Consider the following 26,849-nt stretch of genomic DNA (forward strand, 5'->3'; position numbering starts at 1 on the left):
AAAGACAGACTAACCCGGACGTCGTTTTCTTTCGTACTACTTCAGTTCTGCGAGAACGGTGCCTTGGGTGATGGCGGATCCTGGCTGCACGGACAGGCCCGTGACCACCCCTGCTTTGTGGGCGTTGACGGGGTTTTCCATCTTCATCGCTTCGAGGACGGCGATCAGATCGCCTTCGGCGACCTCCTGGCCCTCTTCGACGGCGACCTTGACGACGGTGCCCTGCATCGGTGCGGTGACAGCGTCACCGGAGGCCGCTCCTGCGCCTGCACCACCACGCTTGCGGGGCTTGGGCTTACGACGAATCGCGCCGCCGGCGCCGGCTCCTGATCCGCCGCCGAGCGAGAACTGACCAGGAAGCGAGACCTCGACGCGTCGGCCACCGACCTCGACGACCACAGCCTGACGGGGCAATGCCTCGTCCTCGTCGATCGGCTCGCCTGCGGTGAACGGGGGAACCTGGTTGTCCCACTCGGTTTCGATCCACCGGGTGTGCACGGAGAAGGACTCGCCGTCGCCGATGAACGCGGGGTCGGATACCACAGCAGCGTGGAACGGGATGACCGTCGCGAGGCCTTCGACCTTGAATTCGGCCAGCGCGCGACGCGAGCGTGCGAGCGCTTCCTCGCGGGTCGCGCCGGTGACGATGAGCTTGGCGAGCATCGAGTCGAACTGGCCACCGATCACGGAGCCGGACTCGACACCGGAGTCGACGCGCACGCCGGGGCCCGAGGGTGCGACGAACGTGGTGACCGGTCCGGGTGCGGGGAGGAAGCCGCGGCCCGCGTCTTCGCCGTTGATGCGGAATTCGAAGGAGTGTCCGCGCGGTGTCGGGTCCTCGGTGATGGAGAGTTCTTCGCCGTTGGCGATGCGGAACTGCTGCAGCACGAGGTCGATGCCGGAGGTCTCTTCGGTGACGGGGTGCTCGACCTGCAGGCGAGTGTTGACCTCGAGGAAGGACACGAGTCCGTCCTGGCCGACGAGGTACTCCACGGTGCCGGCGCCGTAGTAGCCGGCTTCGCGGCAGATGGCTTTGGCGGAGGAGTGGATCTCGGCGCGCTGCTCTTCGGTCAGGAACGGTGCCGGTGCTTCTTCGACGAGCTTCTGGAAGCGGCGCTGCAGCGAGCAGTCACGGGTTCCGGCGACGACGACGTTGCCGTGCTGATCGGCGATGACCTGAGCTTCGACGTGGCGGGGCTTGTCGAGGTAGCGCTCGACGAAGCATTCGCCGCGACCGAAGGCGGAGACCGCTTCACGGGTGGCCGAGTCGAACAGCTCGGGGATTTCCTCGCGGGTGCGGGCTACCTTCATGCCGCGTCCGCCGCCACCGAAGGCCGCCTTGATGGCAATGGGCAGGCCGTGCTCGTCGGCGAAGGCCAGGATCTCGTCGGCATCTTTGACGGGCTCGGACGTGCCAGGGACCGACGGTGCCTTGGCGCGGGCGGCAATGTGGCGGGCGGTGACCTTGTCGCCGAGATCGCGGATGGACTGCGGGGACGGTCCGATCCAGATCAACCCGGCGTCGATGACTGCCTGGGCGAAGTCGGCGTTCTCGGACAGGAAGCCGTACCCGGGGTGGATGGCGTCGGCGCCGGACTTCTTCGCGGCGTCGATGATCTTGTCGATGACCAGGTACGACTCTGCGGAGGTTTGTCCGCCGAGGGCGAATGCTTCGTCGGCGAGGCGTACGAAGGGTGCGTCGGCGTCGGGTTCTGCGTAGACGGCGACACTGGTCAGTCCCGCGTCTGCTGCTGCCCTGATCACCCGTACAGCGATCTCACCGCGATTCGCGACGAGAACCTTGGTGATATGCGCACTGGCATGGCTGGGCACTGAGCCTCCTGGAGTGTCGAGTGTTCTGTGCAGGTGCCGTTTGCGCCGCACTGTTACAAGCGTCTCTTCGGAGTTTAAGCACAGCCGAGATCGCATCCGAAACTGGAGGGTGATTCTGGGGAACCTCCCCAAAGAACACCACCGCCACTACTGATTGGTAGCAACCGGACCTGACGCCGCTGCATCGAGCCTTCGTCCGCGGGCAGTCCGGTCGGGGAGGGTGGCGGTGCCGGTGTCGACGACCTCGTCGAGGATGCGCCGCAGCGCCGCGACGTACTGGTGCACATTCGTCGTCGCCGTTTCGGTGTTCGGGTACCTGGCCGAGATGTTGACACCCCTCGGTGTCCGGTTGATCCAGATGTAGACATCGTGGTCGTACTGCTTACTCCGAAGGGCGCGGGCATTCCAGTCGTGCCAGTGCTCTGCCATCGGAGCGAAACGAACGTCCATGAACGACACGACGAACCGTGGTGCCGCAGTGGTGCCCAGCGTGCGGAACACCCGATCGAGTGGAACGCGCGCGACGGGCTTGGTTGCCGTCACCTGCTCGGTGGCCTGAGCGACGATGGAACCGAAGGACTCGGCGCCCGCGATGTCGAACGACACCGGGCACAGTCCGACGAACCATCCGAGCGACGACGCCCACTGCGGTTGATCGCGGGTGTGGACCGGTGTGACCGTCCGAAAGTGCGTGTCACCGGACAGTTCGGCTCCGCCGACTGCGAGTGCGGCGAGCAGCCCCGAGAACAGACTGTTGCCGGTCTTGCGGCACGAGACGGAAAAAGCATCTGCACGCTCGGCATCGAGGATCCACGCGGACAAACCGCTCTGGGCCGTGTGGTGGCCGTTCGGTGTGCCGATGTCGAGGGGAAAGGCCGGAAGCTCGCCATTACCCTCGTCGAGGAAGCGTTGCCATGTGACCACCGCTTCGTGGGTGTGTTCGAGCTCCGCGTGAACACGACGTTCGGACACGCCGAAGTCCAGATAACTCCCCGCTTCGAACAGTCGGGCGGCGGTGCCGTCCTTTGCTTCGGCATACAGCGCAGAGATCTCGTGCGCTACGAGGACCGTGGAGAGGCCGTCGATGATCGAGTGGTCGGCGGCGAAAAGGACAGTGATGCGGTCCGGCCCGCGACCTGGGAGCGGTTCGACGGTGACGAACGCGTACGACGGCCACGCCAGAGGTGAGGTGAACTCGTCGAACAAATACTGCAGATGCTCGAACACCTCGCTCGACTGCTCGCACCGCTCCTGTTCGACCTGCCAGATGTCGATGGCACTCTCGGCGGCCGTAACCCTGGACAGCTCGCCCGTGTCCTCGTCGATCGACGCGTGGGAACGCATGGACTCGTGCCGGTCGATCCAGGCGAGAACGGCCTGGCGAAACGCTGGCTTGTCGAGTGGCCCGTCGATTTCGAATGCCGCGCCGAGCCAGCTTTCCTTGCCTCGCCGCGGGCTCGCGAGACTGGTCCGCAGGTGGGCCTCGTGGACGTAGGACGTGGGCCGATCGTCCGGTTGCCATCCGGCGAGCACGGGAGTGCTGGCATGCGGCCCGACGCTCGGAATCCATTCGGTCATGGTTCCGGCAGGAATGGCGTAATCGGCCAGCTCGGTGAACTCCATGCAGCCCTGAACCATCTCTCGGAAACGACTTGAAACAACAACAACTGCCTCGAGTGTACGAGAGGAAAGGTGTATCGATCAAGACAACCCACGGGTTCGCACCGTGGGTCGCCTCGACCGTCTACTTCAGATGGCGCTTGATGCGCGCGAGCATCGCTGACATCCCGCGCAGCCGGAGCGGGCTGACCGCATCGCCCAACCCCAAAGCCAAGTAGAAGTCGTCGGGGACAGCCACGATGTCCTCAGCGCTGTGACCGTCGAGGCCCTGGTGCAGGATCGACGCGAAGCCCCGCGTCGTCGGTGCCTCGGGTGGCGCGCTGAAGTACAGCTTCACGTGGTCGCGGTCGTCGGCATCGACGGACAGGAACAGTGGGGACTGGCACTCGGGCACCGGTTCCATGGCCGCTTGTTCCAGGTGCGGTGGCAAATCGGGCAGCTCACGGCTGAACTCCAGCAGCAGTTGCAGCTTGTTCTGTCCGCTCACTGCCACGAAGTCCTCGACTATGTCCGAAAGAGACTCGGGTAGGTCTGCCATGGCTAGTTCTTCGCAGGCAGTTCGCCGGGCTCTTCGCCCCGTGCGATGGGAACACGAACTGCGTTGCCCCATTCCGTCCACGAACCGTCGTAGTTGCGGACTGATCCATGCCCGAGCAGGTGAGTGAGGACGAACCACGTATGGCTCGATCGCTCGCCGATGCGGCAGTACGCGATGACCTCGTCGTTCGCCACGACATCGCCGTAGATTTCGTCGAGCTCTGCGCGGGTTCGGAAACGTCCGTCCGGGGCAGCAGCCTTGGCCCACGGAATGCTTCTGGCCGTCGGGATGTGTCCGCCGCGCAACGCGCCCTCTTCTGGGTAGTCCGGCATGTGCGTGCGTTCGCCGGTGTATTCCGCCGGGGAGCGGACGTCCACGAGAGGAATCGAGCCCAGGCTCGACAACACGTCGGCTGCGTACGCGCGGATGGGAGCGTCGTTGCGTTCGACGACCGGGTACTCGCTAGCCGGATACTCGGGTACGTCGAGAGTCGTTTCGCGGTTCTCGGCCAACCACGCATCTCGGCCGCCGTCGAGCAGACGCACGTCCTCGTGTCCGAACAGCGTGAACACCCAGAGTGCGTATGCGGCCCACCAGTTGCTCTTGTCGCCGTAGATGACGACCGTGTCGTCTCGGGAGATTCCCTTTCGCCCGAGCAGAGCAGCGAACTGCTCACCGTCGATGTAGTCGCGCGTGACGGGGTCGTTGAGGTCGAGGTGCCAATCGATCTTGACCGCACCGGGGATATGGCCGACGTCGTAGAGAAGCACGTCTTCGTCGGACTCGACGACCTTGAGGCCTGGGGTTCCCAGGTGCGCCGAGAGCCACTGAGTGGACACCAGGCGATCCGGGTGCGCATAGTCGCCGAACGCGGGGGTGGGATCTGCTGCTATGGGCACTTCTTCTTCGCTCCTACTGTGGATCGGGACGAACTGCGGATCTTCTTGGACTGACGAGATCGATCCTATGCGCTCGGTCCGACGAGTGAGAGTTCACTGGGTTCACAGTCGAATCTGGATTGGGTGGCTATCAGGGTCGCCAGGCTGTCGGTGAAACGTTCGATCGCCGAACGACCCAGCGGTGTGTCGGGAAAGCGTGAACGGAGCGAGAGGCCGTCCTCGGTACGCGACACCCAGAACTGGGCATCGTCTGCGGTGGTGACATTGCTGATGTGGTGCGCGTTGCGCAACGCGTCACCCGCGCCGGGAAGGGTGCGGTAGTCGACGTAGGAAATCATGAACACGTCGTGGCGCGTGCGCGCGAATTGGTCCCCCAGGGCCGCGAGCACGCGTGGAATCGGAACGGTCCCCAACGGCAGGGCGTCGCGGAACGCGCGGTGTGCCGCTTCCAGTGTCTCCGCGAACGAGGCTGTCGCGGTGACACTCATCGGAGCGTTCGTGGTGAACCATCCCAGGGCGTGCGCGAATTCGGAGTCGCGGCGCGTATGAAGCGGGAACAGTAGCGGAAGCGTGTGCGGGCCACCGATATCTGCCGACGCAGTGGCCATCGCTGCGGCCACGCCCGAGAACATTCCGGCCCCGCCTTCTCGGCATCGGCGCTCGAAGCTCTCGGCATCGGTCGCGGTCGCGATCGGCCGGATCGTGGTGGCCTGGGGTGCGTTTGCGCCGGAAGGTACTCCGAGGTCGAACGGGAATCCCGGAGTCGACCCTCCGCAGTCTGCAACGAATTGGGACCACGCTCGAATTCGTGGATCGGACGCAGGAACCTCGGGTGTCTCGGCTTCGGCGGCGCAGTACTCGACGAAGCTGCCTACGGAGGGTAGTTCGATGCGCTCGTTCTTCGTACGTGCGCGATACAGCGACGAGATCTCTTCTGCTGCGACGGTCATCGACACAGCGTCTACGTGTGCGTGGTCGAACCCGCACACGATGGTCGACGAATCCGGGCGATCCACCGCCGCAAAGGAATACGATGGACTCTGCGACGGATGGCACAGAAGATTCATCCGTGTGCGAATGTGAGCGCTGAGTTCGTCGGCGGCGAGCACGTCAGTCGGCATCGGAACGCCGACCGTCGCTTCCGGTGCGGAATACACTCGACGCGAGATTCCGTCCTCGGTCGCGTGAAACGTCGTTCGCAGGGCCGAGTGACGCTCGACGAACCGTTCGAAGGACCAGGCGAGAGCCTCGATGTCGATAGCACCCTCGACGTCGAAGGCAACCGCAATCCACACCGTCGAGGCCACCGCCGCGCCGTCGCTCGCGAGCGCAGTCGCCAGGTGGAAGCTCTGGTTGAACGACGGCGGAATCGAGGACACCTCGCCCGATCCCAGCGAGAGGGGGAACTCGAGGTAAGTGCCCGGTGCCGTGCGGAATTCGCCGATCGACGTCACCTGCATCCGCTCAGCCTCCGACCGACTCGGTCACTCGGAGTGCGTAGTTGCCATCGCGGGCAATGGTTTCCAGCACGGTCTGCAGGTGCGAGTGGTAACGCTCGACCGACTCCGCGGCAACGGCGTTGTCGGGGACCTGCGCGCAGAGATACAGGTGATCGGCGTCGCGATTGATCCACATGGAAGCGTTGGAAGTGAGGCCCTCGCCGGTGAAGTGCTCGCCTCGCGTGTCGGCAGGCCGTCCGACACCTGGAAACCATCGAAAATCGATGTAGGACAACATGTTTGGACTGACGGCGAGTTCGCTGCCGAGCGTTCCGTCCGCGGCCAGCGCACCCAGAACCGCATGCACCGGGGCGGCTGCGATCTTCTTCGACTGCTCGAAGCCGGAGTGCGCCCTCTGCGCGACGGTTCGGAAATCCTCGGCGTCGCCGACCGCGAACGCCACCGGTGCAAAGTTGACGAACCAACCCTGTGATTGCGCGTAGTCGCCGAGATGTCTCGTGCTCAAGACGGTGATCCCGAAGTAGTCGGCACAGCCGGCGAGCTCGTAATCGGTGATGCCAACGGCTGCGAAGACGCCGCTGCTGATTCGAGCGCCCGCAGCCTTGCAGGCAGCGTCGAGGGCAGCAGTGGCTTCGGCGTCGAGGAGGTGCCGTTCGACGATGCGAACCGGATCGCGTTCGCCGTCCGCCAGACCCAGATCGAGTGGGAACCGTGGCATCTTCCCGTCGTTGTCTCGAAAAATCTTTCTCCACGCATCGATTTCGGGGGCATCAGAGCCGAATCTTGCTGCCCGCGAACGCTCGTCGACTGCGTACTCCAGATGGCTGCCTGCAGCTGGGGGCACCGGCGCATCCTCGCCGATCTCCAGGGCGTACAGGTCGGCGAGTTCGCTGATCACCAGTGCTTGTGAACCGCCGTCGGTGAACGCGTGGTCGGCTGCGTAGTACAGGGTGAAACTTCCCTCGCGTTCGACAGCGCCGACGACGAACCCAGGCCACTCGAACGCCGTTGCTTCGGCGGAGAAGCGTGCGCGAACGTAGCTCTGGAACTCGGCATCGGTATCGAAGGTCCCGACGTCCCGTGCTTCGAACGACGCCACGTCGGGTGAGGCGAGCCTGCGGACGACCTCACCGCCGGAGATCTGAAACCAGCAGCGAAGCCCTTCGTGGCGCAACACGTACGCGGCAACTGCGCGCGACAGTCCTCCTCGATCGAGCGAACCGTCGATCTCGGTTGCGACGCCCGTGTACGCATGGTGCTCGTCTCCGCGAAGTGCGGCGGCGGACGCGGCTCGAAGATGATCTTCCTGCAGGAAAGACGGCGGCGCAGGGTGGACAGGCGCGTCCCGTGCGGCATCGAGTGCAGCCTCGACAGGGTGCCATTCCACGAGCGTGCCAGGCTGCGGCGTCCAATTGCCGAGCGCGGTGATGATCATCGTCTACCTCCGGCTCTAGTCTCGACCTGCTCCGACGGCTGCGCCCACGGAATCGAGCGATTCGCTCGATCCGTCTATGACCTCGGTCATCACGGAGACGAACTCGGCAATGAAGCGGTGCACATTGGTGGTCGAGACGTCCGAGCTGGGGAAGCGCGCCGAGATGTTCAAGCCTTGCAGGGTGCGGTTCACCCAGAAGTAGACCTCGTTCTCGGCATGGCATTCGCTCCGGAGCGCGCGGCCCCTGCGGTCCTGCCATTCTTCACCGTCGGGCATGAATCGAAGGTCGATGTAGGAGACGACGAAGCGTGGGATCTCGGTCGAGGAGAGGAGCGAGGCGACCCGGGAGTACGGAACGGCCGCGAGGCCTTTGTAGGCCCCGGCACCTTCTGCAGCGCGGTCGATGGCGTGGGTGAAGTGCTCGGCGGTGTAATTCTCGACCGTGTAGTCCTCGGCGTGGTCGAGTCGAATTTCCATCGGGAGAATCCCGACGTACCAGCCCACGCTCGCGGCCCATTTCTCGGCGTATCGGGTGTGCATCGGCATGATCGTTCGGAATGTCCCGTTCCCGGTCAAGCGGGCATTGACGAGTGCGAGAGCCGCGAGAATGCCGGATTGCATGTTCTGCCCTGCTGCACGGCATGCAGAGTTGAAACGGTCGACCTGGTCGGTGGTCAGCAGCCAGGACGACACGCTGCTCTGACGGGTCGCGAGGTCGGTGGCGGCCGACGAATCCTCCGCGTTCAGTGGCAGAGGGAACGCCGGGAACCGGCCGCCCTCCTCGGCAAGGAAGTTGCGCCAGGCCTGCACGGCGTCGTGGTCGAGGGTCAGCGACTCGCCCAGGGTTCGTTCGGCTGCCGAGAAGTCGACGTAACTGCCGACGTCTGGAAGCTTGTGGTCGGTTCCGTCGAGGGCATGCGCGTAGAGCCGGTCGAACTCGTTGATCGCGTAGATCTGGCTGTAGGCGTCCATGACCGAGTGATCGGCGGCGAAGATGACGAGGAACTTGTCCTGGTGTGGCGCGCTTGCCGCGACGTGGGGTTCGGGTACTACGGTCGCCAGCACGAAGTGCGGCCACAGGGTCGGTGAGACCACGTCGGCGAACCACGACTCGAGGTGTTCGAAGACCTGCGATTCGCTTCGGATCCGCTGTTCCCGGCGGTCGGCCACACGGACCGCGTCCGAAGGCACGGTGAATCGGTGCCAGACGCCGTCCGCGGGGTCGCGTTCGACACGAGTTCGAAACGCCTCGTGACGGGCGATATAGCTGAGGATGGTCTGCCGCATGACCTCCGCGTCGTAGCGCCGGTGGACCTCGAACACGGTGCCGATCCAGGATCCGTCGCTACCCCGGCTGCAATGGTCTTCGTGAGTGAACGAGACGCCGCGTGGGTCCTCGGTCCAAGCATCACTGTCTGCGGCAGGAACCCACTCGGTGAGTCTTCCAGCAGGTAACGGGTAGTCGGCCAGTTCGGTGTATTCCATCGAGTATCCAATTCCGAGCTCGGCCAGCGGGAGACTGGCTACGTTGGGGCGCAATTACGCGTAGCGGAAGGTCCGAGAATTACAGTAAGGCGAATCCGCGGGTAATTCGCTACGCAGGAAAGTGTTGTTCGTCACCTCGATTCGAGTTGACGACTGCCCGTATCGGTGATTCGCACGACGAACGATCTGCGGTCACCGAACCGTGGCGCGTTGAAATGCAGTATGACGCAATCTATTCGAGAGTTCTGGAGAGGGTATGTGTCCGTCCGCCGCCTCCTTTCGATATGGGCGCGGTGGCCGAATGGCACCGGAGATCCGCCCGAGCTTCATGGCTTCTCACACAATTACGAAACGGACCAATCCGTACGGGTGGCGGCTCCGAATTGCGCATTTACATCTGCATGGGAGTCGAAGCCGCGAATTAATCTTCTGTTCTGTTTCGGTCGTTGTAGTACATTTTTGCGATGACCCGAATTGGATTTGCGGATCACTTGTTCTTGCGAATGCATCACGGAATCGGCAAGCCGGTCTTCAATCAATTTCTGTGGTGGTTCGACAGTACGGTTCCCGACTCCGAGCTGCGAAAACTGCACGCGAACCTGATGAGCGGACTGTTGTCGAGGGAGGTTGTTCCACCTCTTCTACCGACCGCTCGGCATCGTTGGGTTGCGTCGGACAACGCTCTTCCGATCGTTTTCGGTGTGTCGCCGATAGAGGTCGACGGACTCCGCCGCTGGGCGGAGCAGCACGCGGGCGGTGAGATCGATCCCGAGCGCGGCACCGGCTGGCAGCTCTCTGCAGCCCCCGTGGTCGGCGGGGGGACGATCGTCTCCCTCGTGTGTTCACACATGGTTGCGGACGGAGCCGCGATGATAGCCGCAGTTCGACGAGCGAACGGAGAGGCTGGGCGCGTCGGTGCAGCCGATCTCGGATCGCGGCCCTCGCTGGTCGATGCCGCGATCGACGACGTCGCCGACACCGCGGGTCAAGTGCGTCCGATCCTGTCCTGGCTGGGGAAGAAGGCGGCCCGGACCCTTTCGCGGACGAGTTCGAAGTCCGCGGAACTGCCTGCGCGAACGGACGGGCCACACAGGCGTGCTGTGTCACCGGGCGGCGGCTCGTGGACGCCGCCGTACGTAGTGGTCGAGTGTCCGCTGGACAGGTGGAACGCGGTCGCGTCGGAATGGGGTGGCACGTCGAATTCGCTGTTCATCGGGATGCTCACGGCCGTGTCCGAATCGATCGGACGCGCGCGGCCCGGTGACGAACTCCGATGGTCGCTCCCCTTCAACAATCGCGCCGCCGACGACCTCGACTCGAACTCGACCAAGATCATCCCGGTTCGTGTCCCGGTCTCCGAGCCGGGCGACCGCGATCTCACCCGTATCAGGAAGGCCAGCAAGACGGCATTCACCGAGTTCGCCGCTCGGCAGGCGACCGGGGTGTCCACCGATCTGATCCCGCTGCCTTTGATTCAGATGCTTCCCGACGCGCTCGTGAGGAGGATGCCGATTCCCGCTGACGGTGCGGAGGGTCTGTGCTCCAACCTGGGTACCCTGCCCGAGGCATTCACGACGATCGGTGGGGTGACCGCCAGAAGCGTTGCGGCGCGAGCGACATTCGGCGGGGCCGACGCGGAGTTCGCTCGAACACTCGGCGGAGGCTTGACGGCTTGGGCGAGCGAGACCGAGAACTTCATCACGATCTCGATGCACGGAATGGACCCGGATCGGATGGCCACCGACGAGGAGATGCGCGGTGTCGTCGCCGACGTGCTGGATCGATGGGGCGTCGACTACCGGTTCTGGTGAACTGCGGTTTCGGCGAGATCGGCTGCGGCGCGGACCGCATCGGCGGGCGCGGTCATCGATTTCGCAAGCCAACTGGCACGTGCAGCGAAATCGGGAGTGAGAAGGATGTCGAGCCCACGGGTAAGGGTGTCGCTGTCGAGCCGGGAGAATGGAATCGAGTGGCCCGCGCCCGTCCGTGTGAGGGCAGCGCCCCAGAACGGTTGGTCGGCGCTGAACCAGCAGATCATCGTCGGTAGGGCGGCTCGGATGCTCGCCGCGGTTGTTCCCGCGCCGCCGTGGTGAATCGCCGCGCGGCACATCGGGAGAATCGATGCGTGATCCACGGGACCGACGACCGCGACTGCGTCGGATCGGTCGACCCGTTCGTCGATCGCACTCCATCCCGAACTGACGACGGCGCGGTGGTTGCCGGCCTCACAGGTGCGCGTGATGGTGTCAATCAACGACGCGGGGTCGCGGACGGGCATGCTGCCGAAGCCGAAGTACAGCGGCGGGGGACCCTCGGCGATCCACTCCCGTAACGCCGAATCAGCGGCGCGCGCGGATCCGAGAGAGCCTGCGCTGGAGGGAAGTTCGAGAAATCCGACGAACGGCCTGGGGGACCCCCATTCGTCGGCGAGGCCGGGGAAGAACGCGCTGTCGTAAGCCTGGATCTCGGTGCCCCCATGGTCGGCGATGCGCCTGGACAAGGGGGACCGCGCTTCGGCGAGCCCGAGAGCGGTGCGCTGCTTGTTCTCTCGCGTCTTCATCGAGTTCCATCGCATGGCCTCGAGGAGCCACCACGTCGCCCTGTTCACTGCAGTCGGAAGCGAGCGACCGGGAACCACGGACATGGATCCGTTGCTTCGCACCGGGCAGTAGTGGAGCGCAAGGAACGGGATCGACTGTGCCTCTGCGATGTTGAAGGCCATTTCCTGACCCAGAGTGCCCGTGATGACAGCGTCGGCGTCGCCCGCCAACGATGAAAGCTGCTCGGCCATGTCGTCCCAGCCGACGCCTGCGAGCTCCGCCAAGGCCGCAAGGCGCGTGCGCGGATTCCGTGACTTGATGCGCACTCGGACCAGGTCCGATTCGAGGAGTGCTTTGGTGTCGGGCCCGAACGGCGTCACCGAGATGGCGTCGACGCCTTCGGTGACCGCTGTGGCGAAACTCACCAGGTTGGGTGGTGCACCGAAGTCGATGTGGTGGCCCCGCGTCGCCAGTTCGAGTGCCAGCGCCAGGCCCGGCTGAACGTCGCCCCGGCTGCCGGTGAACGGCAGTACGAACCTCATTGCGCAGCTCCCTGCTGAATACTTCGAGGACATCTCGGCGGCACCGATGACAAGCCTGCAACCTACCCCAACCTCGCTCGATCCGCGTAAGACGAACGGACACAAGGTTCTTTGGAGTACATCACATTTTCGGTGAGTGCTCGCCGCACAACTGTCGGATACGCTTTTCGTCGTGAGTAGATTGACGTACGACGACGACCTGTTTCTCCGGATGGAGTGCGTCCTCGACGTCCCCGTCGTCAATCAGATCGTATGGCGGTTCGACACCCCCATCGCCCGGACGGTTCTCGAGTCGATGTGGACCAACCTCGCCGGTGGACCCATCAACAGGAACGTCGAGCGGGTCGCGGTGCCCGGAGCACGTGATCGATGGATCAAGGCGTCGACTTCTCTGCCGCTGGACATCCACGACGTTGTTCTCGGCCCGGATGCGTTGTCCGATTGGATGGAGCATCGTGCGGCAGTGCCTCTGGAGCCCGTGGGCGGCGCGGTGTGGCAACTCGCGTACGTGGATCTTCTCGACGGCGGCTCCGCGGTGTCGCTCGTGGCCTCGCACGTCGTGGGCGATGGAGGTGCGTTGACGTCAGCGGCGATTGCGGCGGTCTCAGGTCCCGACGATCCGGCGGACTTCCGTTCGGCATGGGGCGACGACTCCCCATCCGACCTGGCGGATTCGCTCGGGCAGATCAGGACCGCCGCTTCGGGCCTCGCGCGGGTGGTGGGACGCGCGCTCGGCAGCGTCTTCAGCCGCCAGCCGATAGGGCAACCCCCGGCGGGGCGGACCGCGACGGCGGTGACCGGTCCATCGAGTGCCGGATCGTTCGCACCCAGCACCGTCGTGGTCGACTGTTCGACCGAACAGTGGACAGCGGCGGCCTCGGCAGCCGGAGGAAGCCCCAACAGTCTCCTGGTTGCCCTGGCCCTGGGGATCCTCACCGCGAGCGGCCGAGTCGACGAATCCGACCCCGTCAAGGTCTCGCTGCCCGTCAGCACCAGGGTCGACGGTGACCATCGAGCCAACGCCACGTCCGGGGTGTCCATTCAGGTCGAGGGGGGCGCTGGGTATCGAACGGACCTCGGCCCGATCAGACGCGGCAGCAAAACTGCTTTCACCACCCTCGCGGACGCCACCCACTCGAGCGACTTCGAGTTGGCCAAACCACTCATGCAGATGTTGCCCGACGCACTCGCCAAGTGGGCGGCGAGGTCGGCGACGGCGCCGCTGTGCCTGTGTTCCAACCTCGGCACCCGAGGCGCCGCACTGCGCAGTGTGGGCGGCGCCTCGGCGCGTTCGGTGGCAATGCGGTCGATCACGCAGAATACGACCGCGGAGCTTCTGCGGAGGACACAGGGCGGCGTGAGCGTGTGGTGGAATACCTCGGGGGAGACCGCAACACTGTGCGTCACGGGCCTTGATCCCGATCTGTTCCCCAGCAGGGAGCATTTGCGAGGACTCGTCGCCGCTGAGTACGACAGGTGGCAGCTGACTCCGGCGTTCTGGTGAGGCTATGCTTATCCACCGATTCAGCCGCCGAGTAGCGGCGCACTACACGTGAAGGGAAAGCGAACATGGCAGTAGTCGTGTTGTTCGGTTCGGAGACCGGTACCGCCGAGGAGGTTGCAGACAAGATCGCGGACGTCCTCGCCGACCACGACGCCGAAGTTCGCGACATGCTCGAGTACGAAGTCTCGGACATCGACACCGACGACTTCCACGTGATCATCTGCTCGACCTACGGCGATGGCGAGCTGCCTACGGGCGCCGAACCGTTCTACGAGGCACTCGTCGAAGATGCGCCCGATCTGACGGGGCTCAAGTTCGCATTGTTCGGCCTCGGCGACAAGATCTACGAGGACACGTTCAACCGTGGCGGCGAGATCATCGCCGAGAAACTGGTGGAGTTGGGTGCGGAGCAAGTTCACGAGCACGCACGGCACGACAGTTCGTCGAATATCAAGCCCAAGGCTCAGGCCGAGGAATGGGCCCGCGAGCTGACCGGCCTACTTGCCGGCTGACCACACATCGACCATCGACACGCCCACCTCGTTCAGCAAGCGGCGAACGAGAGGCAGGCCGATACCGATGACGCTGGACGGATCACCTTCGATGCGATCGACGAACCATCCGCCGAGGCCGTCCAGAGTGAAGGCCCCTGCCACCTCCAGTGGTTCCCCGGACGCAAGGTAGGACTCCAGATCTTCGGTCGACGGCTCGGCGAAGTGCACGGTGGTCGCGCTGCATGCTGCGGCGACAGCGACGGTCTCACCGCCGACGATTCGCAGGACAGCGTGGCCGGTGAGCAGCTCTCCCGATCGTCCTGCCATGGTCGCCCATCGTCGACGGGCGACGTCGACGGTGTGGGGCTTGCCCTGAAGTGTGCCGTCGATCGACAGCATCGAATCGCAGCCGACGATCACGGCGTCGTCGAACTCGCTCTGTACCGCTGCGGCTTTGGCTCGCGCCAGGCTGACGACCACATCGTCTGGCGAGGGAGAATCCCCGAGCGCGGCGGTCAGCGCGTCCTCGTCGACACCGGAGACTCGGACGACCGGCTCGACGCCCGCCGCTCGTAGAACACCCAACCGAGCGGGCGAGGCCGATGCGAGGACAAAAGTGGTCACTGCAGAGAAAGCCGTCAGTAGCGCTGCGACGCCGCGAACGAGGACGGCGAGTACGGCAGATACGTACGGTGCATCGACGCGGGCGTGCCCCACAGCTCGGGGGGACGAGTGTCAGCGGCGGACGCCGACGCCGATGCCGCCGCGGCCGTCAGGACTGCGACGAGCGCCGCGATGTCTTCGTCGGAAGGATTCCCCTTCACGACGCGGATCGAATCCCGAACGCTCTCCGCAACGGCCGAATCGGTGAGATCCGCCGACTCGATCAGCTCGTCTGCACCCGCGATGTCGGTCTCCCTTTCGATGGCTTCGGCGCTCACAGTGGAATGTTTCCGTGCTTCTTGGGAGGCAGGGTCACCTGTTTGCGCTCGAGCAGACGCAGTGCGGAGACGATCTGTCCGCGGGTATGGCTCGGGGGGATGACTGCGTCGAGGTAGCCACGTTCGGCGGCGACGTACGGGTTGACGAGGGTGTCCTCGTACTCCTGCTGCAACTTCAAGCGCAACGCGTCGACGTCTTCACCGTTCTTCGCCGCTTCGAGGAGCTGCTTGCGGTACACGAACCCGACAGCGCCGGAGGCGCCCATGACGGCGATCTGTGCGGTCGGCCAGGCCAGGTTGACGTCGGCGCCCATGTGCTTGGAGCCCATGACGTCGTAGGCGCCGCCGTAGGCCTTGCGGGTGATGATGGTGATCTTGCCGACCGTGGCCTCGCCGTAGGCATAGAGCAGCTTGGCTCCGCGGCGGATGATTCCGTTGAATTCCTGGCCTGTTCCTGGCAGGAATCCCGGTACGTCGACGAGGGTGATGATCGGAACGTTGAACGCATCGCACGTGCGCACGAAGCGTGCGGCCTTTTCGGAGGCGTCGATGTCCAACGTGCCGGCGAACTGCGTGGGCTGGTTGGCGACGATGCCGACGCTGCGGCCGTCGACGCGCCCGTAGCCGATGATGATGTTGCGGGCGCGGCCTTCCTGGACCTCGAGGAATTCGTCGTCGTCGAGGATGCGGCGGATGACCTCGTGCATGTCGTACGGGGTGTTCGGAGAATCCGGGATCAGGGTGTCGAGTTCGAGGTCCTCGGCGGTGAGGTTGTCCTCGATGGCGCCGTCGATCGGATCCGTCGGGATGGTTCGTGGTGCTTCTGCGCGGTTGTTGCTCGGCAGGTAGCCCAGGAGGTCGCGGACGTAGTCGAGGGCGTCCTGCTCGCCGGAGGCGACGTAGTGCGCGACGCCGGACTTCTCCATGTGGGTGTGTGCGCCGCCGAGTTCTTCCATGGTGACGTTCTCGCCGGTGACGGTCTTGATCACGTCGGGTCCGGTGACGAACATCTGCGAGGTGCCGTCGACCATGACGACGAAGTCGGTCAGCGCGGGGGAGTAGACGTGCCCACCTGCGGCGGGTCCCATGATGAGCGAGATCTGGGGGATGACGCCGGACGCCTGGACGTTGCGGTGGAAGATCTCACCGTAGAGGCCGAGGGAGACAACGCCTTCCTGGATCCGTGCGCCTGCACCTTCGTTGATACCGACCAGGGGGCGGCCGGTCTTGATGGCCAGGTCCATGACCTTGACGATCTTCTCGCCGTAGATTTCGCCGAGAGAGCCGCCGAAGACGGTGGCGTCCTGGGAGAAGATGCAGACGTCGCGCCCGTCGATGGTGCCGTAGCCGGTGACGACGCCGTCGCCGAAGGGGCGATTCTCACCGAGACCGAAGTTCTGGGAGCGGTGTCGTGCGAGGGCGTCCATTTCGACGAAGGAGCCGTCGTCGAGCAGCGCGGTGATGCGTTCGCGAGCGGTGAGCTTGCCCTTGGCGTGCACCTTCTCGATCGCGGCTTCCCCGGAGGGGGCCATAGCCGCTTCTCGGCGCCTGCGCAGGTCGGCGAGCTTGCCCGCCGTGGTGTGGATGTCGGGTTTGTCGGCCGTATCCTGCGCAGTCGGATCCTGAACACTGGTCATGGGCACTCACTTTAACCACGGGTGTGACGGCTGTCCCGACCGAGGTGCGCCTTGCCCACAAGTACTCGGCACTACCGGCCAGTACTCTTCGGCATCGACGCGGACCTCGAACAGTCGAGCCCATATGCTCGGTGACCATGTGGACCAACCTGGATCGACCCCCGCTCGACGTCTCTGCGCTGCGACGAGCTCTCGTCGACGGACCGCAGGCCTCCTGGTCCAGACTCGATGTTGTCGAGCAGACCGGTTCCACCAACGCAGACCTCATCGCGCAGGCCGACGGTCTGGCCGATCGCACCGCGCTCGTTGCCGAGCATCAGGACAGTGGACGAGGCAGGCACGCCCGACCGTTCTCGGGCCCACCGAGGTCACAGCTCTTGCTGTCGGTTCTTGTCAAATTTCCAGGGATCGATCCCGCTGTTCTCGGATGGCTGTCGTTGCTGACGGGCGTCGCGGTCGTCGATGCACTCCGCACCGTCGCAGCGGTCGATGCGTCGCTCAAATGGCCGAACGACGTACTCGTCGGGGGCCGAAAGGTCGCCGGGATCCTTGCCGAGGTTGCGCAGCACGGCTCGTCGCCTGCCGTCGTGGTCGGAATCGGCCTGAACGTGTCGATGAGAGAAGAAGAACTTCCGGTCCCGACTGCGACGTCGCTCGTGCTCGAGAACGCCGCGGTGTCGGACCGCGACAGCCTTCTCCGGGCGATCCTGCGGGGGATCGGTGCCGAGATCGACTCGTGGCGGAACGTCAACTGGAGCACCGAGCATCTCGCCCACCGGTACCGCGAACGCTGCGACACGATCGGTCGGCGAGTTCGCGTCGAACTGCCGGGAAACAAGCAGATTCTGGGAGAGGCGACCGACGTCGACGGCCAGGGGCGCATCGTCGTTCGCGTCGACGACACGGGCGAGACGATCGCAGTCGCAGCGGGCGACGTCACGCACCTGCGCGCTGTCGACACCGACTGACTCCTCGGTTCGCGCGACCACGGGCCTCGACGCCGGTCTCGGAAGGACGAAAGCGTGGCAGGATCTCGTCACGGAAACGAGAATTCGGCGAAGACAATTGGGCGCGGAGACTCGCTCGAAGAGAGGTGTGAGCCGCATGGGCTATCCGCAGGATGCATTGGCGGACGAGGAAGAGCTGTTGTTGCATCACCACCCGCATTGGAAGATGCTGTTGCTGCCTGCGGTGACGTTCATCCTTTTCACCGCAGTCTCGGGGTTCCTCATCGGGTTGGCCTCGGCCAAAGCGGACGGGACCAGTGCCACGGCGCTGATGATCGCGGTCGCGCTCGTGTGGGTGATTGTCGTCGGCTGGCGATGTGTCGCCCCGTTGATCAGCTGGAAGTGCACGCACTTCATCGTGACCGACCGTCGTGTCCTCATCCGGCAGGGCGTCATCACCCATTCCGGCATCGACATTCCGATGGGTCGAATCAGCAACGTGCAGTTTCGACACGGTCTTCTCGACCGCATGCTCGGCACCGGAACCCTCATCATCGCGTCGGCGTCCGACGATCCCCTCGAATTCGACGACATCCCGCGCGTGCAGCGCGTCCATTCCCTCCTCTACCAGCAGGTATTCGATTCCATGGAGTTCCGCCGGCCTGGCGCGGACCCTTTCGACAGCGCCGACGCGTCCGACACCGAAGGATCGAAGCCCGGGTGGCGCGCCGGAAGACGCAGGTAATCGCAGGCAACGCACAGGTTCGAACCGTAGGCTCGTCGCTGTGACCGATGTGCTCCTTGCCGAAGATGACGAAGCTATTGCTGCACCCCTGTCCCGTGCGCTCGGTCGGGAGGGATACACCGTGACGGTCGAGCAGACCGGTCCGGCCGCATTGCAGCGCGCGCTCGAAGGCAACTACGACCTCCTCATTCTCGATCTCGGGCTACCGGGCATGGACGGCCTCGAGGTGTGCAGGCAGGTACGGGCGAACAGCTCCGAGCTCGCAGTCCTGATGCTCACCGCCAGAACCGACGAGGTCGACTTCGTCGTCGGTCTCGACGCCGGTGCCGACGACTACGTCGGCAAGCCGTTCCGGTTGGCGGAGTTGATGGCGCGAGTGCGAGCACTGCTTCGGCGACGAGGACCCGGCGAGGACAGTCCCATCGAGGTCGGTGCCATTCGTCTCGAACCGGCCGCCCGGCGTGTATTGGTTCACGGAACCGAGATCTCGCTCGCGAACAAGGAATACGAGCTCCTCAAGGTGCTGCTCGACCACGCAGGTCAGGTCGTCTCACGAGAGACCATCCTTCGCGAGGTGTGGGGTGACGCCGAGCTCAGAGGATCCAAGACGCTCGACATGCACATGTCCTGGTTGCGGCGAAAGATCGGCGACGAGGGTTCTGTCGCCGAACGACGGATTGCGACGGTCCGCGGAGTCGGATTCCGGATCAACAGCGACTAGGCCGTAAAGAACGATGCGCCGCCGCATTCTCCAGTCCATTCTGGCCGTGGTGATCCTGACCGCGCTTCTGCTCGGCCTCCCGCTGATGTACACAGCATGGTTGTGGGTCGAGGATTTCACCCGTGACGACCTACAGAGCCGGTTGGATCGCATGGCGTCGGAAATTCTGTCGCAAGAAGGCGACACCGGCATGGTCATCGGGGATCTGGACGTCGGATCACTCCGGCTGGCCATCCCCCGGGAAGGCAGGCTCGTCGTGGTCTTTCCGACTCCCGAGGACGCCGCGTCTCGCATCGATATCGGTGAGCCGTTCGTGCCCCAGCCCCTGACGGAGTCCCTGTCGATGGGTACGTCGGGTTCGCTCAGACTCGAGGTGCCCTCGGACGATATGCGGAGTCTGCAGCGACAAGCCGTCGGGGCCGTAGGGCTTGTCGTACTCGCGTCGATTCTGGCGGGAACCGCTGTCGCCGTCTTGACGGCCAAACGGCTCGCCGACCCTCTCCAGGACGTGGCGCGACGGGCTGCGAGGTTGGCCGAGGGCGACTTCCGGCCGGATCCACGTCGTCACGGCATCGCTGAACTCGACCGGGTGTCCGAGGTGCTCGACTCCGCAACGGTCGAGATAGCGGGAAGACTCCAACGTGAGCACTCTCTGGTCGCCGACGTTTCGCATCAACTCCGCAGCAGGCTTACCGCCGTCCGGCTCCGCCTGGACGAGTTGTCCACGTACCCCGACCCGGACGTCGTCGGCGAGGCCGACGAGGCAATGGCGCAAGTCGATCGTCTGACCCTCGCGATCGACGAGCTCGTCAGGTCGTCCAGAAGCGACGGATCGGCAGGAGCCGAGGAAGTTCCGGTGATCGAGGAACTCACCGCGCTGATCGCCGAGTGGCAGCGCAGCTTCGAAGACGTCGATCGGCGACTCGAGCTGAAAGGCGACGCCACGGTTACGGCGTCGGTGACGGGCTCGAGACTTCGAGAGGCGGTTTCCGTGCTCGTGGACAACGCTTTGTCGCACGGGGGTGGGACCTGCACGGTAGCGGTGCGTCTGGTGCCTGCCCTCGCCACGGCCGAGCGCAGGCGGGACCCGCTGGCATGCGTCGAAGTCTCGGATGAGGGGGCCGGCGTCAGCAACGAGCTGGCACCACACATTTTCGATCGCGGATTCTCCGGTGCGGGGTCGACCGGAGTCGGGCTTGCACTCGCCCGCGCCCTCGTGGAAGCAGACGGCGGCCGACTCGAACTGCAGCGCCGCAGGCCTGCGATGTTCTCCGTGTTCTTGCCCGCGTCCAGGAACGCTGGTGCGCTGGTTGTGCCTGCGAGGGAGCCGCGCTAACTGTGGCCTAGCTGCTCTTCGGCGGCTTCCTCTTCGCTGGGATCGAAGTCCGTCGAGCCGGCTGCGGCTCCGCGTGCGTTCTCGTCGGGAAATGCAAATTTACGCAGCGCCCAGAAGCGGAACGCCATCTGCATGAGATTGCCGATGATGTAGTTGAGGACGAAGTCGACGATCACGAGCATCGTCAGGCTGTTGTGCCCCTCGCGGATGTCGAAGAGATTGTTTGCGATGAACAACGGGGCTGCGGCCAGGATGACGCCGATGCCGCTGATGGTGAAGAACAGCAGCGCCTCGTGATGTCGCTCGCGACCCCCTCGATTCTTGAACGCCCACTCCCGATTCAGGATGTAGCTCAAGATGGTCGCCATCACTCCGGAGATGATCTTGGCGACGACGGGCTTCTGCTCGAGCACAGTAAGGCTGAGCGAATAGAAGATGGCGAGGTCGAACACCATCGTCGTACCACCGACAATCGCGAATTTGATCAGTTCGCTGTGACGGATCGCCAGCTCCCGAATCGGGCCGGGAAGGCGATGAATCACGTTGTCGATCGAGGGCACAACGGAGAAGTCTACGAAACGTTGGTGCCATTTCACGAACCGACGCGCGAATCATCAGTCTTCTCTCAGGACCGGCCGGGTCCTGAGAGAAGTCGAGCGGCGCTCGCATGACACGATATGAAGCCGTGACTGGTCCACATTCCCCCGCAGGTGCAGCCAACCCACCGCGACCGAACACCCCTCGCACGTCGACGAGCGGAATGCCCGTTGTCGCCATGATCGGAGGCGGTCAACTCGCCCGCATGACGCATCAGGCTGCCATCGCGCTCGGTCAAACGCTCCGCGTGCTCTCTGCAGGCGCAGACGAGCCTGCGGCGCAGGTCAGCGCCGACGTTGTGTTCGGTCATCACGACGATCTGAACGCACTGCGCATGGTGGCGACAGGCTCCAATGCCGTCACCTTCGATCACGAGCACGTACCGACCGAACACCTCGAGGTCCTCGTCGCCGAGGGCGTCAACGTCCAGCCACCTCCCAGCGCGCTGATCTTCGCGCAGGACAAGCTGAAAATGCGACGCAAACTTGCCGAGCTCGGTATTCCGATCCCGTCTTTTGCCGAGGTGACGTGGGCAGGTGACGTGACCAAGTTCGGTGACGAGCACGGTTGGCCGGTTGTGGTGAAGTCCATCCGCGGGGGATACGACGGTCGCGGCGTCTGGATGCCCACCGATGCCGAGGAGGCCGAAGAGGTCGTCCAGCACCAGCTGGATCTCGGAGTGCCGTTGATGGTCGAAGAAAAAGTGGACCTTCGACGAGAGCTGTCGGCCATGGTCGGCCGTTCGCCCTTCGGGCAGGGCGCGGCATGGCCCGTCGTCGAGACCGTCCAGCGGGACGGCCAATGCGCCGTGGTGATCGCACCTGCTCCAGGTCTCGACGAGGACACAGCCATCGACGCCGAGCGGATGGCGCTCGGACTGGCAGCCGAACTCGGTGTCGTCGGATCCATGGCTGTTGAACTGTTCGAGACTACCGATGGGCGAATCCTCGTCAACGAACTCGCGATGCGTCCGCACAATTCGGGGCACTGGAGCATGGACGGGTGCCGAACGTCTCAGTTCGAGCAGCACCTGCGCGCGGTTCTCGACTATCCACTCGGTGACACGACGCCGCTCGCCCCGGTCACGGTGATGGCCAACATCCTCGGAGCGCCCGAAGCACCTGCCATGACGATGGACGAACGACTGCACCACCTTTTTGCACGTATGCCCGACGCCAAGGTTCATCTGTACGGCAAGGGCGAACGCAAGGACCGCAAGATCGGCCACGTGAACGTAGTCGGCGGCGCGGGCAACAGCGGAGACGCCGCTTACGTTGCAGCGGTCAGAGAGAAAGCCGAGCGCGCGGCGCACTGGATGTCGCACGCGGAATGGACCGACGGATGGGATCCGCACGCATGACCGAAGCAGCTGTAGGCCAGGGACCACAGGTCGGACTGATCATGGGCAGCGACTCCGATTGGCCCACCATGGAAGCGGCCGCAGAGGCGTTGGCCGAGTTCGGTGTTCGCTTCGAGGTCGGTGTCATCTCCGCCCATCGAACTCCGCAACGCATGATCGACTACGCGAACAGTGCGGCCGATCGCGGTCTGAAGGTCGTCATCGCGGGCGCAGGGGGAGCAGCACACCTTCCCGGCATGGTGGCGTCGGCGACGCCGTTGCCGGTCATCGGCGTTCCTGTTCCGCTGAAGTACCTCGACGGGATGGACTCGTTGCTGTCGATCGTTCAGATGCCGGCCGGCGTGCCGGTGGCGACGGTGTCCATCGGCGGCGCGCGGAACGCGGGTCTGCTGGCCGTTCGGATCCTCGGTGCGTCGGACGTATCCCTGCGTGAGCGGATGGTCGCATTCCAGGCAGGTCTGGAGACGATGGTCCTGGAGAAGGACGCTGCGCTCAGGGCGAAGTTGCTGGGGTAGTGCACCCACGGGTTCGGAGCGCGTCCCGCGGGAGGTTTCAGGCCACGCTCGTGACCTACGCGGCGATCGCGTACGCCCGGGCGTGGCGCGCCGACCTGCACTTCGACGAGGAGTTCTCGCTCATCGTGGCCTCCGGCATGCGCGCCGGATTCGGGCGTGGTGGCACGACGATCGGCGGCGTCTACCTCACGAGAAGGAACGTCTCACGCGCCGTACTTCGCCACGAAGCGGTCCACGCCGACCAGTGGGCGCGCTTCGGCATTCTTTTCGCCGCGCGCTATCTGGTCGAAGAAGTGCGACATCCTGGTATCAGGAACCGATACGAGATCGAGGCCGGCCTGGCCGACGGTGGATACCGGACCTAGCCAAGAGTTTTGGTCACTTTCTCGGTGGCAGAGCGGTGTTCGGTCTTGCTCGCGTCGGGATTGTTGACCTGGACGAGAGATCCACCGGCAACGAGAACGGACAACAGTCCGTCGATCAGTTCGTCGGCGGTGCTCCACGGCAACGAGGACAGCACCCGATCGCCGACGGCCAGTGAATGAGCTTCTGCCCGCGCGCGCGCCGCGGCCAGAACTTCGTCGACCGAGCGCCCTGCGAGTGCGCCGCCTGGTCCTGAGGGCCGGAACTGGTCTCCGTGAACACGAACCGATGTCGCGTAATCCGTCACACCGACGGGAAGATTCGGGACGGCCTTGCCGAACGCGTCGAGTGAAAGCGCCAGAACCTCTGGTACGTCTCCTGCCTCGTCGATTCGGCTACCGTGCGCCAAGGCCACTTCGGCGTCGTCGTCGGCACCGAGTACTACGTCCGCGCCCGCCCACCAGGCGCCGAGCAGCACCGCTGCGGTCTGCCAGTGAGCGGGAAGCAGGACGCTGACACGCGCGCCGGGCTCGAGGCCGAATTCGTCTCGAAGCAGGTTCGCCGTTTTGGCTGCCCAGTTGGCCAGCGTCACGGTGGACACCTCGACGCGTTCTCCGGTGCCGTCGTCGTAATAGGTCACGCGAGGACCTGCCGGATCGGTCGCGAGAATCGGATCGAGCAGTTCCTGAGTCAGAGTCGAAGCCACGGCATCGACCTTACCCACAGAGTCGAATATCTCAGTTGACGCAGGCAGGACCGGTCGAACCGGCATCGATCGGTGGCGCGGGAGATTCGCCGCCCGCTGCAGCGAGTTCGGGTTCGGCCGTGGTGGTGGTGGCGGTTCCGTCGACTCCTGGGCCCGCATAGTCGGCAGCGAGTACGACGCGCACCGTATCGCTCGCGAGAGAGTCGTCCACCGTCACCGCGGCACCGCCGACGGCTGCCGCAACCGCCTTCGCTGCATCGCTGTCGGGATCGGATGCTTGAACCGTCGTGCCCGACACCGACGTTCCTTCGTAGTTGCCGACCGTACCGCCGGTGTAACCGAGTGCGCCGAGCGAACTGGCGACTCCGTTTGCGAGACCGTCGATTCCGCTGTCGTTGGCGACGTCGACGGTCACGGAGGACGGGTCGATATCGGGTGCGTCGGTGGGCTGGGGAGAGCCAGTGTCCTCCGACGAACCGTCGAGAAGCCCTTCGACGTATCTCTTCACTGCAGCCGGGTCGACCTCGACGACGGACTCGCCGTAGTCGGTCACTCCGTTGATGTCCACCACAGGAATGGTTTCGAACTTCACCTTTCCGCCTGCCAGATCTTGCAGGCGGGTGGCGAACTGCAATATGTCCCAGTCGGAGTCGAGAACGACGGACCGCTGGACCGCTCCACTGAGCTGGCTCAACTTGCTCGGGTTGCTCAACGTCTTCGCGCTGAGCACGCTGCGCACGAGCGAGGCCATGAACACTTGCTGACGCACGATGCGATCCAAATCGCCGCGGGGAAGGTCGTGTCGCTGGCGAACGAAGCTCAGTGCATCTGCTCCCGAGAGAGTCTGTTCTCCTGCAGGGAAATTCGCTCCCGACATCGGCTCGTCGACCGGTGCGTTGAGGCACACTGCCACGCCGCCGACGGCGTCGGTGAGTAGAACGAAGCCGAGCAGACCGACCTCGGCGTAATGATCGACGGTGATTCCGGTGAGGTTCGCCACCGATTCGATGAGGGCTTCACGGCCTGCCTCGGTGGACCGATCTTCGGCGTCGGCGTCACCGACACCCTGCTCGACCAGTTCGAGACGCTTGTTTTCCTTGGTAGCGCCGTACGCCGCGTTGATCTTCGACATCCCGATGCCAGGAACCTCGACGTAGGAGTCGCGAGGAATCGAGATCGCGGTGGCCGACGACCCGTCGTTCGGTACGCGAATGAGGACGATGGTGTCGGTGTTCGACGCGACCTCCTCACCCGCCCGTAGCGAGTCGAGTTCGGCTTGTGAGAGGGAATTGCCGTGCGCATCGGTACGGCTGTCGGTGCCGACCATGAGAATATCCACGGCGCCGTCGACGCCGCCACCGAGTCCGAGCGCCCCGGCGGTTGCGATGTTCGACCGCAAGCTGTCCACACTGCGCCACGCCACTCCTGTCACGACGAGAACGACGACGGCGAGCGCGGCGATCATGACCTGCGGTGTCCGAAGCGATACTCCACCGGAGGCTCGAGGAGCCCGGTCTGCGGCTGCCCTGGTCCGTCGCGGGCGTTCCGCCGGGTCCGGTCGGTCGACGCCCTCGCGTGCGGGGCGTCGGCGAGCCTCGCCGCGACCGGGGCGAGGCTCGCCCCGTGATCCGTCCGACTCTCGTGGCACCTTGGATGATTCCTGTTCGTTTCGTCGTGTGTCTCGTCCTCTGCTCTTCGAAGGCTACTTGTGAAATCTCACTGCCTCGCTCAAGCGCGGTCGGCGTGCCACACTTTGCGACTGTGGCGAACATCCTTGTAACAGGAGCCGGGGGGCAACTCGGCAAGCAGATACTCAGGCGCTCGGACGAGCCGGGAGTGCAGGGCCGGACGGTCGGTGTCACCAGCCGAGAGCTGGACATCACCGACGCCTCGGCCGTCGCCGACGCTGTGGAACCGGGCGCGGTCGTTGTGAACTGCGCTGCCTACACGGCCGTCGACGCTGCGGAATCGGACGAGGATCAGGCCTGGGCCGTCAACGCCGAGGGGCCACGCATTCTCGCCGAGGCGTGTGCACGAGTGGGCGCGCGGCTTGTGCACGTGTCGACCGATTACGTCTTCGACGGAACTGCCGAGGCTCCGTACCCGGTCGACGCCCCCACTGCTCCGCAGAGTGCGTACGGGCGGACAAAGCTGGCCGGTGAACTCGCCGTTCTCCGTGCGCTGCCTACAGCGAACGTGGTCCGTACTGCATGGGTGTACACCGGATCCGGCTCGGACTTCGTCTCGACGATGAGGCGGCTGGAACGCGAACGGGACACGGTCAGCGTCGTCGACGATCAGATCGGTTCGCCGACCTACTCGTGGGACCTGGCGGGCGGGCTCCTGGAGTTGGCAGGGTCGCACATCGAGGCGCCGGTACTGCACCTGACCAACACGGGCACAGCCAGCTGGTTCGAGCTTGCCCGTGCAGTGTTCGCAGCCGTCGGGGCCGACCCTGACCGGGTGCAGCCGTGCTCCAGCACCGAATACGTGAGACCGGCGCAGCGGCCTGCGTACTCGGTTCTCTCGGCCGATGCCTGGATCGGCGCCGGCCTGGCCCCTCTTCGCGACTGGCGCGATGCGCTCGACGACGCGCTGCGGGTTGCACCGGCGCACGACCGATAGTGTTGC

The 26,849-nt window shown here is 64.7% G+C and carries 25 protein-coding genes; 11 read left to right on the forward strand and 14 right to left on the reverse strand.

Going from position 1 to position 26,849, the window contains the following annotated elements; all coding sequences use genetic code 11:
- Nucleotides 1–36 precede the first annotated feature (36 nt).
- From D8W71_RS13765 to D8W71_RS13795, 7 genes are all read right to left on the reverse strand, one after another.
- Complete coding sequence (locus D8W71_RS13765) at nt 37–1,833, reverse strand: acetyl/propionyl/methylcrotonyl-CoA carboxylase subunit alpha (RefSeq protein ID WP_121114149.1); 1,797 nt, start codon at nt 1,831–1,833, stop codon at nt 37–39.
- Between the two features lie 147 nt (nt 1,834–1,980).
- On the reverse strand, nt 1,981–3,456 hold the full coding sequence (locus tag D8W71_RS13770; protein ID WP_121119141.1) for a condensation domain-containing protein: 1,476 nt from the start codon (nt 3,454–3,456) through the stop codon (nt 1,981–1,983).
- A gap of 121 nt (nt 3,457–3,577) precedes the next feature.
- Nucleotides 3,578–3,991, reverse strand: a complete 414-nt coding sequence (locus tag D8W71_RS13775; protein WP_121114150.1) for a SufE family protein — start codon at nt 3,989–3,991, stop codon at nt 3,578–3,580.
- 2 nt (nt 3,992–3,993) lie between these two features.
- Nucleotides 3,994–4,890, reverse strand: coding sequence for a sulfurtransferase (locus tag D8W71_RS13780; RefSeq protein ID WP_121114151.1), 897 nt, complete (start codon nt 4,888–4,890; stop codon nt 3,994–3,996).
- Between the two features lie 65 nt (nt 4,891–4,955).
- Nucleotides 4,956–6,350, reverse strand: coding sequence for a condensation domain-containing protein (locus D8W71_RS13785; protein ID WP_236077425.1), 1,395 nt, complete (start codon nt 6,348–6,350; stop codon nt 4,956–4,958).
- Between the two features lie 4 nt (nt 6,351–6,354).
- Nucleotides 6,355–7,785 (reverse strand): condensation domain-containing protein, encoded by a 1,431-nt coding sequence (locus D8W71_RS13790; protein ID WP_121114152.1) that lies wholly within the window; start codon nt 7,783–7,785, stop codon nt 6,355–6,357.
- A gap of 15 nt (nt 7,786–7,800) precedes the next feature.
- Nucleotides 7,801–9,324 carry a condensation domain-containing protein gene (locus D8W71_RS13795; RefSeq protein WP_236077426.1) on the reverse strand — a complete coding sequence of 508 codons (1,524 nt, stop codon included), beginning with the start codon at nt 9,322–9,324 and terminating at the stop codon, nt 7,801–7,803.
- Nucleotides 9,325–9,734: 410 nt separating this feature from the next.
- Between D8W71_RS13795 and D8W71_RS13800 the strand changes: the two genes are divergently transcribed.
- Nucleotides 9,735–11,081, forward strand: a complete 1,347-nt coding sequence (locus D8W71_RS13800) for a hypothetical protein (protein WP_236077427.1) — start codon at nt 9,735–9,737, stop codon at nt 11,079–11,081.
- On the opposite strand, the gene D8W71_RS13805 is transcribed toward D8W71_RS13800, so the two are convergent.
- Nucleotides 11,066–12,352: a glycosyltransferase gene (locus tag D8W71_RS13805; protein WP_121114154.1), complete on the reverse strand. Its 1,287-nt coding sequence runs from the start codon at nt 12,350–12,352 to the stop codon at nt 11,066–11,068. The genes D8W71_RS13800 and D8W71_RS13805 overlap by 16 nt on opposite strands.
- A 172-nt stretch (nt 12,353–12,524) precedes the next feature.
- On the opposite strand from D8W71_RS13805, the gene D8W71_RS13810 reads away from it, so the two are divergent.
- Together D8W71_RS13810 and D8W71_RS13815 are read left to right on the forward strand one after the other, a co-directional pair.
- Nucleotides 12,525–13,856: a hypothetical protein gene (locus D8W71_RS13810; protein WP_121119147.1), complete on the forward strand. Its 1,332-nt coding sequence runs from the start codon at nt 12,525–12,527 to the stop codon at nt 13,854–13,856.
- 65 nt (nt 13,857–13,921) lie between these two features.
- Complete coding sequence (locus tag D8W71_RS13815; protein WP_121114155.1) at nt 13,922–14,368, forward strand: flavodoxin domain-containing protein; 447 nt, start codon at nt 13,922–13,924, stop codon at nt 14,366–14,368.
- Here D8W71_RS13815 and D8W71_RS13820 read toward each other — a convergent pair.
- The 3 genes from D8W71_RS13820 to D8W71_RS13830 are packed head-to-tail and all read right to left on the reverse strand — an operon-like array spanning nt 14,354 to nt 16,928.
- Nucleotides 14,354–14,974 (reverse strand): Maf family protein, encoded by a 621-nt coding sequence (locus tag D8W71_RS13820; protein WP_121114156.1) that lies wholly within the window; start codon nt 14,972–14,974, stop codon nt 14,354–14,356. The genes D8W71_RS13815 and D8W71_RS13820 overlap by 15 nt on opposite strands.
- 14 nt (nt 14,975–14,988) lie before the next feature.
- Nucleotides 14,989–15,291, reverse strand: a complete 303-nt coding sequence (locus D8W71_RS13825) for an acyl-CoA carboxylase subunit epsilon (protein WP_121114157.1) — start codon at nt 15,289–15,291, stop codon at nt 14,989–14,991.
- The gene (locus D8W71_RS13830; protein WP_121114158.1) at nt 15,288–16,928 is read right to left on the reverse strand and encodes an acyl-CoA carboxylase subunit beta; all 1,641 of its coding nucleotides are present in this window, start codon (nt 16,926–16,928) and stop codon (nt 15,288–15,290) included. The genes D8W71_RS13825 and D8W71_RS13830 overlap by 4 nt, the downstream gene beginning before the upstream one ends.
- Nucleotides 16,929–17,065: 137 nt before the next feature.
- Between D8W71_RS13830 and D8W71_RS13835 the strand changes: the two genes are divergently transcribed.
- The 4 genes from D8W71_RS13835 (at nt 17,066) to D8W71_RS13850 (ending at nt 20,677) form a co-directional block, all read left to right on the forward strand.
- Nucleotides 17,066–17,896 carry a biotin--[acetyl-CoA-carboxylase] ligase gene (locus tag D8W71_RS13835; RefSeq protein ID WP_121119149.1) on the forward strand — a complete coding sequence of 277 codons (831 nt, stop codon included), beginning with the start codon at nt 17,066–17,068 and terminating at the stop codon, nt 17,894–17,896.
- A gap of 136 nt (nt 17,897–18,032) precedes the next feature.
- A complete protein-coding gene (locus D8W71_RS13840) occupies nt 18,033–18,620 on the forward strand; it encodes a PH domain-containing protein (protein ID WP_121114159.1) in 588 nt (195 codons plus the stop codon).
- Nucleotides 18,621–18,660: 40 nt separating this feature from the next.
- Nucleotides 18,661–19,341 carry a response regulator transcription factor gene (locus D8W71_RS13845; protein ID WP_121114160.1) on the forward strand — a complete coding sequence of 227 codons (681 nt, stop codon included), beginning with the start codon at nt 18,661–18,663 and terminating at the stop codon, nt 19,339–19,341.
- 13 nt (nt 19,342–19,354) lie between these two features.
- Nucleotides 19,355–20,677, forward strand: coding sequence for a sensor histidine kinase (locus D8W71_RS13850; protein WP_121114161.1), 1,323 nt, complete (start codon nt 19,355–19,357; stop codon nt 20,675–20,677).
- On the opposite strand, the gene D8W71_RS13855 is transcribed toward D8W71_RS13850, so the two are convergent.
- On the reverse strand, nt 20,674–21,237 hold the full coding sequence (locus D8W71_RS13855) for a GtrA family protein (protein WP_121114162.1): 564 nt from the start codon (nt 21,235–21,237) through the stop codon (nt 20,674–20,676). The two genes, D8W71_RS13850 and D8W71_RS13855, sit on opposite strands and share 4 nt — an antisense overlap.
- A gap of 107 nt (nt 21,238–21,344) precedes the next feature.
- On the opposite strand from D8W71_RS13855, the gene D8W71_RS13860 reads away from it, so the two are divergent.
- From D8W71_RS13860 to D8W71_RS13870, 3 genes are read left to right on the forward strand one after another with little or no spacing between them, the layout of a single operon-like run.
- A complete protein-coding gene (locus D8W71_RS13860; RefSeq protein ID WP_201265057.1) occupies nt 21,345–22,634 on the forward strand; it encodes a 5-(carboxyamino)imidazole ribonucleotide synthase in 1,290 nt (429 codons plus the stop codon).
- Nucleotides 22,631–23,149 (forward strand): 5-(carboxyamino)imidazole ribonucleotide mutase, encoded by a 519-nt coding sequence (purE, locus tag D8W71_RS13865; RefSeq protein WP_201265058.1) that lies wholly within the window; start codon nt 22,631–22,633, stop codon nt 23,147–23,149. The genes D8W71_RS13860 and purE overlap by 4 nt, the downstream gene beginning before the upstream one ends.
- A gap of 50 nt (nt 23,150–23,199) precedes the next feature.
- Nucleotides 23,200–23,514 carry a hypothetical protein gene (locus tag D8W71_RS13870; protein ID WP_121114164.1) on the forward strand — a complete coding sequence of 105 codons (315 nt, stop codon included), beginning with the start codon at nt 23,200–23,202 and terminating at the stop codon, nt 23,512–23,514.
- Here D8W71_RS13870 and D8W71_RS13875 read toward each other — a convergent pair.
- A complete protein-coding gene (locus tag D8W71_RS13875) occupies nt 23,511–24,218 on the reverse strand; it encodes a TIGR03089 family protein (protein ID WP_121119153.1) in 708 nt (235 codons plus the stop codon). The genes D8W71_RS13870 and D8W71_RS13875 overlap by 4 nt on opposite strands.
- A 31-nt stretch (nt 24,219–24,249) precedes the next feature.
- Nucleotides 24,250–25,683, reverse strand: coding sequence for an LCP family protein (locus tag D8W71_RS13880; protein WP_121114165.1), 1,434 nt, complete (start codon nt 25,681–25,683; stop codon nt 24,250–24,252).
- A gap of 296 nt (nt 25,684–25,979) precedes the next feature.
- Between D8W71_RS13880 and rfbD the strand changes: the two genes are divergently transcribed.
- The gene (rfbD, locus tag D8W71_RS13885) at nt 25,980–26,843 is read left to right on the forward strand and encodes a dTDP-4-dehydrorhamnose reductase (RefSeq protein WP_121114166.1); all 864 of its coding nucleotides are present in this window, start codon (nt 25,980–25,982) and stop codon (nt 26,841–26,843) included.
- The last annotated feature ends 6 nt before the right edge of the window (nt 26,844–26,849 follow it).

This window comes from Rhodococcus sp. P1Y (assembly GCF_003641205.1).
Classification (GTDB): Bacteria; Actinomycetota; Actinomycetes; order Mycobacteriales; family Mycobacteriaceae; genus Rhodococcoides.